This window comes from Stenotrophomonas sp. 1L-E-5-B-C3 (assembly GCF_057292075.1).
The window spans coordinates 1-14,662 of sequence record NZ_JBXAWS010000026.1; the positions used below are offsets into that span (position 1 = coordinate 1).

The following is a 14,662-nucleotide window of genomic DNA, read 5'->3' on the forward strand; positions in this document are numbered from 1 at the left end:
TCTTTGGCGACCTGCAGTTTGAAACGCGCGTCGTATCTGTTCATGTATCCCTCGGGGTTGGATCTGGTGTCCAATTCCCGGGGGTCACTTCACCCTGGGGGCTTGGCCGCGGCATCCATGCCGCGGACACCCCCGCCAACCCACCCTGGCCCGGCCCATTCGATATTCCGGTGTCGGACGGCAAGAGCGTTGGGTTTCCAATTGGAAAGAGGGGTCAGATCCGTTTTCCGCAGGAAAACGGATCTGACCCCGGACGCGACCTGGCTTTTGCTTTTTGCTCTTTTCTTTTCAATCCGGGGTGGACGCGCACGGAAAGTGTCCGTGGCCGGGAGGGTGGGTTGCGCAGGGGCGTAAGCGCCATGGATGGCGCGCCCGAGCCTACAAGGACGTATTCACGGCGTCCCCTGCGCAATCCACCCTCCCGGCCAAATCTCAGCAGCCCAGCTTTTCGACCGACCACCCCGAGGGGCTCCGCCGTTGGCTGATATCCAGATACCCCCGTAAACGAAAACGCCCCAGCGCAGGGCCAGGGCGTTCCCGTACATCACGTCAGGCAGGAATCAGAACTCCTGCCAGTCTCCGTCAGCCAGTTCGGTGGCCATCGGACGGCCGCCTGCAGTGCGTCGGGCCGGTGGGGCGACCGGAGCCGGTGCGACCGGTGCGGCGGCACGCGGTGCCGGCGCTGCGACTGCCTTGCGCGGAGCGGCCACGACCTCGGCTTCGTCGACCACGAAGATCGACACGGCCTCGCTGAGGTGCCCAGCCTGCTCTTCCATTGCACGTGCGGCGGCGGTGGCTTCTTCCACCAGCGCGGCGTTCTGCTGGGTGGTTTCGTCCATCTGCACCACGGTCTGGTTGACCTGTTCGATGCCGGCACTCTGTTCCTGCGAAGCCGCGGAGATCTCGGCCATGATGTCGGTCACGCGTTGCACCGAGGCGACGATCTCGCCCATGGTGGCGCCGGCCTTGTGCACCAGCGCCGAGCCGTCGTTGACCTTGCCGACCGAGTCGTCGATCAGGCCCTTGATTTCCTTGGCGGCGGCGGCCGAGCGCTGGGCGAGGGTACGCACCTCGCTGGCGACCACGGCAAAGCCACGACCCTGTTCGCCGGCACGTGCGGCTTCCACAGCGGCATTCAGCGCCAGGATGTTGGTCTGGAACGCGATGCCGTCGATGACCGAGATGATCTCGGCGATTTTCTTCGACGAGGCCTGGATGGCCGACATCGTGGTGACCACCTGGCCGACCACGTCGCCGCCCTGCGAGGCCACGCCATGTGCGCCGATGGCCAGCTGGTTGGCCTGGCGGGCATGCTCGGCGTTCTGGCGAACGGTCGAGGTCAGCTCCTCCATCGAGGCGGCGGTTTCTTCCAGGTTGGCGGCCTGCTGCTCGGTGCGGCGCGACAGGTCGCTGTTGCCCGAGGCGATCTCGCCGGCGGCCGAGCTGATCGCACGGCTGGACTGCTTGATACGGGTGACGATCTCGCTCAGCTGCGCGGCGGTGGCGTTGGCATCATCGCGCATGCGGGCGAACACGCCCTGGTAATCGCCGTGCATGCGCACGGTCAGATCACCCTGCGACAGCGCAGCGAGCAGGCCGGAGATCTGTTCGATGCTGCCGGCGTTGGCGTCGAGCAGGCCGTTGATCTGCTGGGCCAGCTGCAGGAAGAAGCCTTCCTTGTCGCTGGCGTCGATGCGGCCGGACAGGTCGCCGGCGGCAGCCTGGGCGATCACGCGCGCCACTTCGGCCTCGACCTGCGCTTCCTGGGTGCGGTCGCGCCATTCCACCACGTAGCCAACGGTGTCGCCGCCTTCGTTGCGGATGGTCGACACCACCTGGGCGAACTGGGCATCGCCGTACTGCATCGGACGACGGGCCACGCCGTGCGCCTTCAGGTTGCCGAGCAGGGTCTGGTCCATCTCGCCACGGTGCTCGAGCACGGTGACCGGCTTGCCGACCAGCGAGGCCTGCGCATCGAAGTCCGGCAGGTCGCGGCGAACCTCGTCCTGGTACTGGGTCAGGGTCTGCTGCAGGGCGCGATTGCTGTAGACGATGGTGTTGCTGGTGTCGGTCAGGTACACGCCGGTCGAGCTGTAGTCCAGCGCGGTGCGGATGCGCAGGTTCTCGCGGGCGATGGCCTGGTCGGTTTCGGTGCGCTCGCGCAGGTCGCGCTGCATGCGCTGCATGGCCTGCATCAGCTCACCGACTTCGTCCTTGCGGCTGACATCGATATGGCCATCAAGCTTGCCACCGGCCACATCGTTGGCAACCGAGACGGCGCCACGCACGCTGCCGACCAGGGCGCGTGCGAACAGCCAGACCAGCACCAGGCCGAGCGCGGCACCGCCCAGCAGGGCGATCACGGTCAGCACGGCCGAGGCGGCGTAGGTGGATTCGGCCTCTTCGCGCGAAGCGCGGGCGAGGCGATTGTCTTCGGCAATCAGGGCTTCCAGTGCGGCCCCGGCCTTGCGGTGCTTGGCGCGGGTCTCACCGACGAAGGTGTCGATCGCATCGTCGGGCAGGTCCAGCTCCAGCATCTCGGTGACGCTGTCGTAGGAGGCCAGTGCCTCCTTCCATTCCTTGGCGAAGGTATCGAACAGCTTCTTCTGCTGCGGATTGTCGACCAGCGCCGGATAGCCCTTGATCGACTTGTCCATGCTTTCGCGCAGTTCAGTGGACTGCTTGCGGGCGTCTGCCTTGACGTCGTCGCTTGCGCGGATCAACTGCTGGTAGGCGGCGTTGCGGTACTCACCGAGCATGCCGCGCATCTCGCCGGCCATGCGGATGCTCTCCATGCGTGAACCGGCCAACTCGGTGGTGACGTTGTTCAGCGAGTGCAGGCCACGGTAGGCGACGATGCCCTGCAGCAGCATCACCAGCAGGAGAACGCCGAAGGTCAGCATCAGCTTCGGCATCAGTTTCAGGTTGTTGATCCACGGCATGGGCGTTGCGATCTCCTAAGGCAGACGCGTCCGGGCGTCGGGCCCGGTTGCAGCAGCGACCACGCCGGTCCCAGGGGCCGGCGTGATCGGATGGACAGCGGATTACTTGATGTTGGCCAGCTTCAGGCCAGCCGGCGAGCTGACTTCGATTTCGGCGCGCGAGGCGTCGCGCTGGATCTTGCCGATGACGCACACGGTCTTGCCTTCCAGCGTTTCCAGCGGGAAGGAGAACTTGCCGCGGTTCTCGCCGGCGATGCGGGCCGAGAAGGTGTGGCGCGGGAAGGCGCCGCCCATGTACAGGAAGGTCGGCTGGCCTTCGGAACCTTCCGCGTAGCGAGCCTTCTCGACCTTGCCACAGACCATGCCGTCCTTGCCGACCGAGCGCGGTGCCAGTTCCGGCGGGATCATGTCGGCCGCCTGGGCGAAAGCGGAGGACGCAGTGGTGGCCAGGACAGCGGCCGAAACGAACGCAAGCAGGGACTTCATCGAGGTGTATCTCCGGGGATGGTGATGGTCGTTCCGGTCCTGCGCGCTCCTGCGCGGCCGGCTTCTGTCCCCCTATCGGCACTGCCGGGGGGAACTGAAGGGTTTTGTGACCAGAACGTGAAGCAGGTCCGCTGGCTCAGGCGGCGGCGTCTTCGACGAGGCTGGCCTGGCCCATGTCCGCGCTGTCGAGCAGGGTCTCGATGTCCAGCAGGATCAGCATGCGGTCGTCCTGGGTGCCGATGCCGGAAATGAAGCGGGTATCGACGGCGGCGCCGAATTCCGGAGTCGGGCGGATCTGCTCGGCCGACAGCGGGATCACGTCGGAGACGCTGTCCACGACGATGCCGACCACGCGGTCGTCGACATTCAGCACGATCATCACGGTGAAGGCGTCGTAGCGGGCATTGTCCAGGCGCAGCTTCAGGCGCAGATCGATGACGGGCACGATGGTGCCGCGCAGGTTGATCACACCCTTGATGTAGTCCGGTGCATCCGGCACGCGGGTGACCGCGTCGTAGCCGCGGATTTCCTGCACCTTGAGGATGTCCACGCCGTAGTGCTCGGCGCCGAGGGTGAAGCTGAGGAATTCGCCACCGGCGCTGGCGGTGGTGCTGGTCTTGTCGTTCATCGAGGGGTCCTGGTTCTGCCGGAAGTCCCGGTGTCAGGCTCGATATCGGCCCCTCGTCGGGGGACTTTAGGTGTGGCGCCGGGGCATCCACGCATGGTGTGGATGGTTCGGTAGCGCCGGGCCATGCCCGGCGGTGCGTGGGCGACCCGCCGGGCATGGCCCGGCGCTACCGTACCTGGCTTCCCCCTACAGCTCGCCGTTGCGACGCGCCTTGCGCTGGCGGTCGATGCGGAAGATGTAGCGCTGGATGGCACTGTCGCCGCCACGCGGCAGGATGTCGAAACGCATGCCCACGCGCTTGATCTCGATGCCATTGGGTTGGCGCTGTGGCAGCAGGTTGCAGACAACCAGCTCGATCTCCAGGTCCGGGCCGTCGGGCAGCGACAGCACGGCCGGGTAGCGCTTCTGCAGGCTGAACACCGCGCAGTCGGTGGGCACCACCACGGCCAGGCCGCCGCCACTGATATCAACCACCCGCATCGACAGTGCCTCGCTACGGTCTTCGGCGGCCGGCAGCTGCAGCTGCGGCGAGTCGGTGACCGGGGTCTCCAGCCGGTACAGTTCACGCCGCTGCAGGTGCACCAGCTCGTCTGGCAGCGGGGCGCGGAAGGCGACGTGACCATCGTTGTCCACGCGCTGCAGTTCCTGCAGCCGGAAGCGCACCAGCACGCGTTCAAGCTGGGCGAAGCACAGCAGGTGGTCGGCCTGCTCGGCGGCGCGGTTGGACGCTTCCTGGGGGCTGCCATCGAGCAGGAGGTAGTCTTCGTCCTCGTCGAGCTCAAGCAGCGCAGTCGGGAACGAACGGTCGCGGCCGTCGATATGTGCGTTGATCAGCGAACGCTGGTCGATCAGCGAACGCAGCAGCTGCCGCAGCTGGCGCGGGTTGCGGACCAGGAAGCGTTCGTCAGCGGCGTCGGCCGCGTGGACATCGTGCACTGCAGTGTCGTTGCCGTCGGACATGGAATCTACGGTCAGGGGCGGGCGCCAGCACGCGTTGGCGCATGGCTCGATGGGGATATCGGCCACTGTGCTGGATTATGAAGTGAGAATTGCATCACTTTCCATAAGGGGTCGGATCCCTTCCCCTCGGGAAGGGATCCGACCCCGCTACCTCAGAACTCCTGCCAGTCGCCCTCTGCGGCCAGCGCCGGCTGTGCCACCGACGCACGCAATGCGCGCTTGGCAGCCGGCGCAGCGGTCGCCACCTGGCGCGGAACCGGTGCCGCGGCCAGGCGCGTCGGCGCGGCCGTCGTACCCTGTGAGGCCAGGCGGAAGCGAGCCACTGCTTCGCCCAGCTGCACGGCCTGGTCTTCCATCGCGCGTGCGGCGGCGGTGGCTTCCTCTACCAGTGCGGCGTTCTGCTGGGTGGTCTCGTCCATCTGCACCACAGTCTGGTTGACCTGCTCGATGCCAGCGCTCTGTTCCTGCGAGGCAGCGGAGATCTCGGCCATGATGTCGGTCACGCGCTGCACCGAGGCGACGATCTCGCCCATGGTGCTGCCGGCCTGGTGCACGAGGCTGGAGCCTTCGGCGACCTTGCCGACCGAGTCATCGATCAGGCCCTTGATCTCCTTGGCGGCGGCGGCCGAGCGCTGGGCGAGGGTGCGCACCTCGCTGGCGACCACGGCGAAGCCGCGGCCCTGTTCGCCGGCACGTGCGGCTTCCACCGCGGCGTTCAGCGCCAGGATGTTGGTCTGGAACGAAATGCCGTCGATGACAGAGATGATCTCGGCGATCTTCTTCGAGGAGGCTTCGATGGCCGACATGGTGGTCACCACCTGGCCGACCACGTCGCCGCCCTGCGAGGCCACGCCGTGCGCACCGATCGCCAGCTGGTTGGCCTGGCGGGCATGCTCGGCGTTCTGGCGCACGGTCGAGGTCAGCTCCTCCATCGAGGCGGCGGTTTCTTCCAGGTTGGCTGCCTGCTGTTCGGTGCGGCGTGACAGGTCGCTGTTGCCCGACGCGATCTCGCCGGCGGCCAGGGTGATGCTGGAGGCACTGGCCTGGATCTGGCCGACGATCTGGGTCAGCTGCGCGACAGTGGTGTTGGCGTCGTCACGCATGCGTGCGAACACGCCATTGAACTGTCCATCCATGCGGGCGGTCAGGTCGCCGGCAGCGATCGACTGCAGCAGCTGCGACAACTGGCCCAGATTGCCGTCGGCCACCTGCATCATGGTGTTCAGCTGCTCGATCATGACCTTGAAATCATGCTGGAAACGCTGTGCATCGCCGCGCTGGCTGAAGTCGCCGGCCGCCGCTGCGGCGGCCAGCTGCTGGATCTGGGTGTTGATCGCCAGCAGGCTGGCCTTGGCGGCATCCATCGACTCGTGCAGGATCGCGCGGCTGCCCGGCAGGCGGCGTGCGTCCGGCGCGAGGTTGCCGATGGCGTACTGGTTGAGCACGTCGATGGCATCGCGGATCGCATCAAGGTGTTCGAAGATCACCGTGTTGATGCCGCCGGCCAGCTGGCCATACACGCCGGGGAAGTCCTCCGGGATACGGTGGCTGATATCCGGGCCGGCATGCATCTGCGCCATCAGCTGGGTCTGCTCGGAGAAGCGGCGCAGCATCGCGGTCATCTCGGCCGTGGCGGCCAGCATCTTGCCGGCTTCGTCCTTGCTGGTGGCCTGGGTGCTGACACTGAGGTCGCCACGGGCGACGGCCTGGATCGCGTGCACGGCCTTGCCCAGCGGACCGGTGACGGCGCGCGAGATGACCATGGCCAGCGCAGCGGCCACCAGCGACAGCAGCACGATGCAGCCGATGATGGCGAGCATGCTGGTGCGGTGGGTGGCGTTGGCATCGGCGATCTTGGCATCCATCAGGCCGCCGATGTGGGTGCCGAGGGTCTTCATCGCGGCGAACAGGTCGCGGCGTGCGGGCCGCGACTGTTCGTCGGAGATCTGCTGCGCCAGTGCGCCGTCACCGGCCGCGACGGCTTCGCGCATGGCCTTGTTGGCGGCAAAGTAGCGGTCCAGCTGCACGTTGGCCGCGCCATACAGTTCGCGCTCCTTGGCCAGTGCAGGCAGTGCCGAGTAGGCGGCCAGTTCGTCATGCACGGCCTTGGCGGTGTCGTCCATGCGCTTGTAGTAGTCGGCCACTTTGTCCGGCTGCTCGAGCATGCTCAGCAGCGCCAGCTCGTAGGTGCGGAACTCGCCCAGCTGCGAGCGTGCCTCGCCGAGGTGCTGTACCGAAGGAATATCGTTGCTGGCCATCTCGCCCAGTTGCTTGTTGGCCTCGTTGAGCCGCAGCAGCGCGAACGCGCCGAGGACGAGGGTCATCAAGGTGGTGAGGGTGAACCCCACGGCCAGCTTGCGGGCGATGGGCAGATCTTGGAACCACTTCATGCAGGGTGCTCCAGGTGGGCAGGATGCCGGCGTCGTTGCGTCGGCTGGGGGTGGTTGCAGAGCGAACGGTGGTGCCCGGTGGGGGGGCGGTGACGGCCGTCAAAGCGAGATAGCGGCGTGCTGCGGGCGGACTTTATGCACCCAGATCACATTCGGTTGCGTAGGGATGACGGCGCGAAAGTGCTGCAGTGGCGGGGCTTGCGCTTCGGCGGCGTGGTTGCGAACGAAACCAGTGCGGCGACGGAGTTCACGGAATGGATTCGGGAGCAGATTGGGGTCGGATCCCTTTTCAAAGAAAAGGGATCCGACCCCAGCCACACATGGCCGGAGCGCACGCAAACAAAAACCGCCGCCCCGAAGGGCGGCGGTTCAGTGCACGAACTCAGTGTGGATCAGGCGGCCTGCGGCATCCGCAGCGAGCGCACCAGGCCACCGATGTCGACGATCAGCGCCACGCGGCCATCGCCGAGGATGGTGGCACCGGACACCCCGCCGATGCGGCGGTAGTTGTTCTCGATGTTCTTCACCACCACCTGCTGCTGGCCGACCAGCTCGTCGACTTCCAGTGCGATCTTCTGGCCATCGCCTTCGACCACCACCACCAGCGATTCGCTGCCGGGGGCGCGGTTACCGTAGCCGTAGTACTCGCTCAGAGACAGGATCGGCAGGTATTCGCCACGCACGCGCAGCACGCGGCCTTCGCCGGCCATGCTGCGGATGTCCTCGGGCTGCGGCTGCAGTGCCTCCAGCACGTAGGCCAGCGGCAGGATCAGGGTTTCGCCGGCCACCGCCACGGTCATGCCATCGAGGATGGCCAGGGTCAGCGGCAGGCGGATCAGCGTGCGCGTGCCGGTGCCAAGGCCGCTTTCGATCTGCACTTCGCCACCCAGTGCCTGGATGTTGCGGCGGACCACGTCCATGCCGACGCCGCGGCCGGACAGGTCGGTGACCGCGTCTGCAGTGGAGAAGCCGGGCTGGAAGATCAGGTCCCAGACCTGCGAATCGGTCGGGTTGTCCGGTACGGCCAGGCCGCGCTCGCTGGCCTTGGCGAGGATCTTGGCACGGTCCAGGCCGCGGCCGTCGTCGCTGACTTCGATGACGATGTGGCCGCCCTGGTGCGATGCCGCCAGGGTGATCGTGCCGGTTTCATCCTTGCCCGCATCACGTCGCACGTCCGGCATTTCCAGGCCGTGGTCGATCGAGTTGCGCACCAGGTGGACCAGCGGATCGGCGATTTTCTCGATCAGGCCCTTGTCCAGCTCGGTGCCTTCGCCGACGGTGCGCAGACGGACCTGCTTGCCGAGACGGCCGGAGAGGTCGCGGACCAGGCGCGGGAAGCGGCGGAACACTGCATCGACCGGCAGCATGCGCACGCCGATCACCGCTTCCTGCAGGTCGCGTGTATTGCGTTCAAGCTGGTCCAGGCCGGCAAACAGGCTCTCGGCGTGGACCGGGTCCAGCGCGTGCGAGACCTGCTTGAGCATGGCCTGGGTGATGACCAGTTCGCCGACCAGGTTGATCAGTGCATCGACCTTGTCGACGCTGACGCGGATCGAGGTCTCCGCCTCCTGGCTGCCACCACCGCTGGCGGCAGGAGCGGCGGCCGCAGCCGGTGCAGCAACAGGTGTGGAAAGGGCAGCAGCGGACGCAGCCGGGGCCTGCGTGGCCAGGCTCGGCGGCGCAGCCGGACGGATGTCCAGTTCGCAGTCGTCCAGCACCCAGGCGAAGGTGTCTTCGATCTTGCTGCGCGGCACCTTGCCGACCAGGCCCAGGTCCCACGCCAGGTGGGCCTCGAGCGGGTCGAGCTGGGCGAAGCCGGGCAGGCGTTCCATGCGCGCGGCGACCTGCAGCGAACCGAGATGTTCCAGTTCGCGGATGATGCGCAGTGGATCGTTGCCGCTCATGAACAGCGACGGCGCCGGGGTGAAGCCGATCTGCCAGGCTTCCGGCGTGTCGTCCACCTTGGTAACCGGGGCGGCCGGTGCGCTTGATGCCGCCTGGCCGGACAGTACGGCTTCCAGGCGCGCCTTCACCGCTACGACGGCGGCCGGATCGGCGGCCTGGCCGTGCTCGGCTTCGCGCAGCAGGGCGCGCAGCACATCCACCGAAGACAGCATGGCGTCGACAGCGTGGCCTTCCAGTGCCCGCTTGCCTGCACGCAGCTCATCGAGCAGCGTTTCCAGCACGTGGGTCAGGCCGGCAATCGCATCGAAGCCGAAGGTGCCGGCGCCGCCCTTGATCGAGTGGGCGGCGCGGAACACCGAATTGATGATCTCCGCGTCCTGCTGCCCCGATTCCAGGGCCAGCAGGCCAGCCTCCATCGCGTCGAGGCCTTCGCGGCTCTCCTCGAAGAAGGTGGCGTGGAAGCGTTGCAGGTCCATGCTCATGGCAGTGGCGATCCGGAAGCGAAGAGGGGGAGCAGTGCGGGGCGATCAGCCCAGCACTTTCTGCACGGTGGCGACGAGCTGTTCGGGGTTGAACGGCTTGACCAGCCAGCCGGTGGCACCGGCGGCCTTGCCTTCGGACTTCTTGTCGGCGGCCGATTCGGTGGTCAGCATCAGCAGCGGGGTGAACTTGTAGTCCGGCAGCTGGCGCAGTTCGCGGATCAGCGCGATGCCGTCCATGTTCGGCATGTTGACGTCGGTGACCACCGCATTGAAGCGCTGGCCCTTTGCGCGACCGAGCGCGACCGCGCCGTCTTCGGCTTCTTCGACGGCAAAACCGGCCGAGGTGAGGGCGAAGGAAACCATCTGGCGCATCGACGCCGAATCGTCCACCACCAAGATACGTGCGCTCATGCAGCGTTCTCCACAGATTTCAGGTTGTCATGGGTTACGTCCAGGCCCAGGGCCTGGGTGACGCCCAGCAGGCGTGCGGCGTCACGGAAGGTTGCGGTACAACCGTGGAAGCCGGTGCCAAGGCCTGCCTCGCGGCGGGCCTGCACGAACGCACACAGCACCTGCACGGCGGCCGTGTGGATGCGGGTGACCTGGCTCGCATCCAGGGTCAGCTCGCCTGCCTCTGCCACCAGTGGCGAAAGGCGGTTCTTGAGCTCGGTGCTGCTCTCGATGCCGAGATCCTCACCCAGTTCGACAATGCTCATGCTTGCTCCGGACAAACGGTTCCGTGATCCATAACGGCACCCCAGCGGGGTTCTTTAGGGGAATCGGCGCGGGGCGTCGATGCGGTCGCTGTTGAAAAGGGGACGGAGGGGATTAAGTCGCAACTGGCTCGGCGCTTTGCGCCGATGCGGTGCCTGTCGGGGACGCAAGGAGTTGATCCGTTGGGTCAACACCTTACGTCCCCACTGCGTGGTCGCCGTTGCCGAGGGTGGCTGCGGGAGAGCCTGGTCGATTGCGACTTAATCCTCTCCGTCCCCTTTTTCCGCTCAGCTCAGCAGCTGCGTGGCATCGAGCAGGATCATCGGCCGCTGGCTGACCCGGGCCACGCCGCGGAACAGATCATTGGAAATCTGGCAGATGCGCGCCGTATCAGGCGGCTCGATCTGCGAATCGGTGAGGTTGGCGACGTCTTCCACGGCCGACACGCGCAGGCCGAGGGTCTCGCCGTTTTCCTCCAGCACCACGATGCGGGTCTGGGCGTCGTCCTCGGCAGCGGTGGCGCCCAGGTGCAGGCCCAGGTCCATCACCGGCACCACCTGGCCACGCAGGTTCATGATGCCGAGCATGGCCGGAGCGGTGCCGCGCAACGGCAGCAACGGTACCGGCAGGACCACCTCCTGCACCTTCAGCAGTTCCAGTGCATAGGCCTGGGCACCACAACGCAGGCGCAGCCAGCGCGAGGTGCGCTCGCCGGCGCGGCGGTTCTGCGGATGTGGGCTGCTGGCCGGGCGGTGTGCCTGCGCCTGCAGCTCCTGCCAGGTGCCAGGTCGGTTGCCGCTGGGTGCGTCCACGGCCACGCGCGGCGGCGGTGCTGCCGCAGCCGGTGCAGCGGTGGGGCGTGGTGCGGGCGCCAGTGCTGCAACCGCGGCGGGTGGCGGCGTGGGGACGTCTTCGCCACCGGCGGCCGCCTCGAATGCGGCCTGCAGGCCGGGGCTGTCGGTGTGGGCGAGACGATGGCTGTCGGCCGGATCGGTCTCGTAGATCACCTCATCCGGCAGATCGTCCCAGGTTGGCTCCGGGGCGGACGTTGCAGTGGCTGGGGTCGGCGCAGGAGCGGTCTCGTGGATCACCTCGTCCGGCAGGTCATCCCAGGTCGGTTCGCGTTGCGGTGCCGTTGTGCTCGCCGGGCGTGGCCCGGCGCTACCCGGTGCAGAGGCGGCCTCGAAAGTGGCTTCCAGCGCTGCATCGTCCACGGCGGGGGTAGCGGCGACGGTTTCGGTCTCGTAGATCACTTCGGCCGGCAGGTCGTCCCAGGTTGGCTCGCGTTCCGGTTCCGCTGCGCTCGCCGGGCGTGGCCCGGCGCTGCCCGGTGCAGATGCGGCCTCGAAGGCGGCTTCCAGCGCGGCGTCGTCCATGGCAGGCGCAGCGGCGACGGTTTCGGTTTCGTAGATCACTTCGGCCGGCAGGTCATCCCAGGTCGGCTCGCGTTCCGGTGCCGCTGTGCTCGCCGGGCGTGATCCGGTGCTGGCCAGCGGCGGCACGGCGGGTGATGCCACCGCGATCGCCTCGCCCAGCAGCTCGTCCAGATAGTCGTCCAGTACGCCGGTGCTGTTCATGCGGCCTGCTCCAGGGCGCGAGCATCCTCGCCGAGGATCCAGTTCAGGGCGCGACGGTACGCAGCCAGGCCGCGGCCCGGGTAGTCCTCGCCGACGCTCGGCAGGGTCAGGCCGGCGGCATTGCTGATGCGCGTATCGATCGGAATCGCGTCTTCCCATACACGCGCGCCATGACGGTCCTGCATGGTGCGCAGCGACTCGTTGCCGGCGCGGGTGCGGCGATCGAACAGGGTCGGCAGGATCGAGATCGGCAACGGGCGGCGGCGCGAACGTTCGACCATCTCGCCGGTGCGGACCATGCCGTCCAGTCCATGCAGCGCCAGCGGTTCGGCCTGGGTCGGAATGATCAGGCGGTCGGCCGCGGCCAGTGCGTTGATCATCAGCAGCCCGAGGGTCGGTGCGCAGTCCAGCAGGATGTAGTCGTGCTGTCCCTGATGGCGGGCAAGCGCGTTCTGCAGGGCCAGGCCGAGGCCGGGCTGGTTGGCGCTGCGGCGCTCCAGCGTGGCCAGCGCCGACTGCGCACAGACGTAGTCCAGGCCATGGATGCTGCTGGCGTGGCACAAGCTGGACAGGTCGGCCGGCGGCGCACCGAACAGTTCCAGCACGCCGGCCGGCGGTGGATCCACCGGTACGCCGAAGGCGCGGCTGAGCGAGGCATGCGGATCGAGGTCGATCAGCAGCACGCGGTGGCCCATTGCAGCCAGGCCACGGCCGAGGGCGAGGGTGGTGGTGGTCTTGCCGACTCCGCCCTTCTGGTTGGCGACTGCCCAGATGCGCATCGGTTTACTCCTTCATTGCCGGGGGAACGGCGGCGCCGACACGGCTGCCAGCCGGCACCGGCGGCAACTTCACCGGTGCGATGGGGGAGGTGGGGGCGGTAGCCGGAGTTGCGGCGGCTTGTTCGGTGCCGGTGCTGTTGGCAGCACCGGTTGCGGCGTTCAGGCGCTGGCCCAGCGGATCGACCGCGTGGGTGGTATCGGCCAGGATGATGACCATCACCCGCCGGTTGCGGTTGCGGCCCTGCGCGCTGTCGTTCTCTTCGCGCGGGCGGAATTGGCCGTAGCCGACCATCGCCAGCCGCGAGGGCTGCACGCCCTGGTCGGCGAACAGATGCACCACGCTGGCTGCGCGTCCGGCCGACAGTTCCCAGTTCGACGGGAAGGTGGCGGTGGCGATTGGCACGTTGTCGGTGTGGCCTTCCACGCGCACGCTGTTGGGCACGTCGCGCAGCACCTCGGCCAGGCTGGCCAGGGTCTGCCGCGCGTGCACGTCCAGCGCGGCCGAGCCGGTCGGGAACAGGATGTCGCTGTTGATCTCCACTTCGATCCACAGCTCGGTGCGGCGCACGCTGATCATGCCGCGGTCGATCAGCGGTGCCAGCGCGGCGGTCAGGCGGTCGGCGATGCTGCTGAGCTGGCGCTCGGCGCGCGCGATCTGTTCCTGGTTGTGCACCGACACCGGCATGCGCATCTGCGAGGCCATCGACGGCAGCAGGGTCGGGTCGTGCGAGGGCGCCGGTGCGGACGGGCCGACCTTGGTGCCGGACTTGATCACCGACGGGCTATCCCAGCCGCCGCCCTGCACCTGCTTGTTGCCGACCTGCACCGGATTGATGGTGCGCGGTGCGCCACCGAAGGCATCGGTGAGCGCGTCGGCCATGATCCGGTACTTGCCCTCGTTGACCGAGGAGATCGCGTACATGACCACGAAGAAGGCGAGCAGCAGCGTCATCAGGTCGGCATAGGGGATCGCCCATGCTTCATGGTTGGCGTGCTCTTCGTGGTGCTTGCGGCGGGCCATGTCAGTGCAGGAAGCCGGAGAGGTTGGTTTCGATGTTGCGCGGATTCTCGCCCTGGGCGATGGAGATCAGGCCTTCGATGACCATTTCGCGGTCGCGGGTATTGTGCGAGATCACACTCTTGAGCTTGGCGGCGATCGGCAGGAACAGCAGGTTGGCCGAGGCGATGCCGTAGATGGTGGCGGTGAACGCGGCGGCGATGCCATGGCCGAGCTTGCTTGGGTCGGCGAGGTTCTTCATCACCGCGATCAGGCCGAGCACGGCACCGATGATGCCCAGCGTGGGCGCGTAGATGCCCATCGCCTCGAAGACCTTGGCGCCGGCCTGGTCCTGATGCTCCTGGCTGCCCAGTTCGATTTCCAGCATGTGCCGGATTGATTCGGGCTCGACGCCGTCCACCAGCAGCTGCAGGCCCTTGCGCAGGAATGGGTCCTGCTGTGCTTCCACCTGTGCTTCCAGGCCCAGCAGGCCCTGGCGGCGTGCGATGTTGCTCCATTCGACGATCTGCTGGATCAGTTCGCGGCGGTCGCTGTGCGGCGGACGCACGACCCAGCGCACGATCTTGAAGGCGTGCTTGAACACCGCCGGCGAGGTGTGCAGCAGGATCGCGGCGACGGTACCGACGATGACGATCACGAACGCGGCAGGCGACCACAGCGACGCCAGGCCGGCGCCCTTGAGGATGCTGCCGCCGACCAGCGAGGCCAGGGCGAGAAAGAGTCCAATGAGGCTGAGTCTATCCATGGGTCCGGTATCGGCTTGTGTGAATGGGACTTGAGA

The 14,662-nt window shown here is 67.2% G+C and carries 12 protein-coding genes; all 12 read right to left on the reverse strand.

Annotation, left to right across the window (positions count from 1 at the left end):
* Positions 1-560: 560 nt before the first annotated feature.
* The 12 genes from AC0Z6F_RS21080 to AC0Z6F_RS21135 all read right to left on the reverse strand — a co-directional run bounded on the left by AC0Z6F_RS21080 (position 561) and on the right by AC0Z6F_RS21135 (position 14,626).
* Positions 561-2,942, reverse strand: a complete 2,382-nt coding sequence (locus tag AC0Z6F_RS21080) for a methyl-accepting chemotaxis protein (protein ID WP_485618624.1) — start codon at positions 2,940-2,942, stop codon at positions 561-563.
* A 102-nt stretch (positions 2,943-3,044) separates the two neighbouring features.
* Positions 3,045-3,428: a hypothetical protein gene (locus AC0Z6F_RS21085; RefSeq protein WP_005409515.1), complete on the reverse strand. Its 384-nt coding sequence runs from the start codon at positions 3,426-3,428 to the stop codon at positions 3,045-3,047.
* Positions 3,429-3,564: 136 nt separating this feature from the next.
* Positions 3,565-4,056: a chemotaxis protein CheW gene (locus AC0Z6F_RS21090; protein ID WP_006365152.1), complete on the reverse strand. Its 492-nt coding sequence runs from the start codon at positions 4,054-4,056 to the stop codon at positions 3,565-3,567.
* 186 nt (positions 4,057-4,242) lie between these two features.
* Positions 4,243-5,016 carry a flagellar brake protein gene (locus tag AC0Z6F_RS21095; protein WP_012510954.1) on the reverse strand — a complete coding sequence of 258 codons (774 nt, stop codon included), beginning with the start codon at positions 5,014-5,016 and terminating at the stop codon, positions 4,243-4,245.
* Positions 5,017-5,168: 152 nt separating this feature from the next.
* On the reverse strand, positions 5,169-7,406 hold the full coding sequence (locus AC0Z6F_RS21100) for a methyl-accepting chemotaxis protein (protein ID WP_012510955.1): 2,238 nt from the start codon (positions 7,404-7,406) through the stop codon (positions 5,169-5,171).
* Positions 7,407-7,798: 392 nt separating this feature from the next.
* On the reverse strand, positions 7,799-9,793 hold the full coding sequence (locus AC0Z6F_RS21105) for a chemotaxis protein CheA (RefSeq protein WP_485618341.1): 1,995 nt from the start codon (positions 9,791-9,793) through the stop codon (positions 7,799-7,801).
* 45 nt (positions 9,794-9,838) lie between these two features.
* Positions 9,839-10,204, reverse strand: coding sequence for a response regulator (locus tag AC0Z6F_RS21110; protein ID WP_005409521.1), 366 nt, complete (start codon positions 10,202-10,204; stop codon positions 9,839-9,841).
* Positions 10,201-10,509, reverse strand: coding sequence for an STAS domain-containing protein (locus AC0Z6F_RS21115; RefSeq protein WP_006365253.1), 309 nt, complete (start codon positions 10,507-10,509; stop codon positions 10,201-10,203). The genes AC0Z6F_RS21110 and AC0Z6F_RS21115 overlap by 4 nt, the downstream gene beginning before the upstream one ends.
* A 285-nt stretch (positions 10,510-10,794) precedes the next feature.
* Positions 10,795-12,084 carry a chemotaxis protein CheW gene (locus tag AC0Z6F_RS21120; RefSeq protein WP_153675535.1) on the reverse strand — a complete coding sequence of 430 codons (1,290 nt, stop codon included), beginning with the start codon at positions 12,082-12,084 and terminating at the stop codon, positions 10,795-10,797.
* Positions 12,081-12,863, reverse strand: coding sequence for a ParA family protein (locus tag AC0Z6F_RS21125; RefSeq protein WP_006365313.1), 783 nt, complete (start codon positions 12,861-12,863; stop codon positions 12,081-12,083). The genes AC0Z6F_RS21120 and AC0Z6F_RS21125 overlap by 4 nt, the downstream gene beginning before the upstream one ends.
* Before the next feature lie 4 nt (positions 12,864-12,867).
* A complete protein-coding gene (motD, locus tag AC0Z6F_RS21130) occupies positions 12,868-13,884 on the reverse strand; it encodes a flagellar motor protein MotD (protein WP_006365315.1) in 1,017 nt (338 codons plus the stop codon).
* Position 13,885: 1 nt separating this feature from the next.
* Entirely contained in the window at positions 13,886-14,626 is a 741-nt protein-coding gene (locus AC0Z6F_RS21135; RefSeq protein ID WP_046984316.1) for a flagellar motor protein, read from the reverse strand.
* Positions 14,627-14,662: the final 36 nt, after the last annotated feature.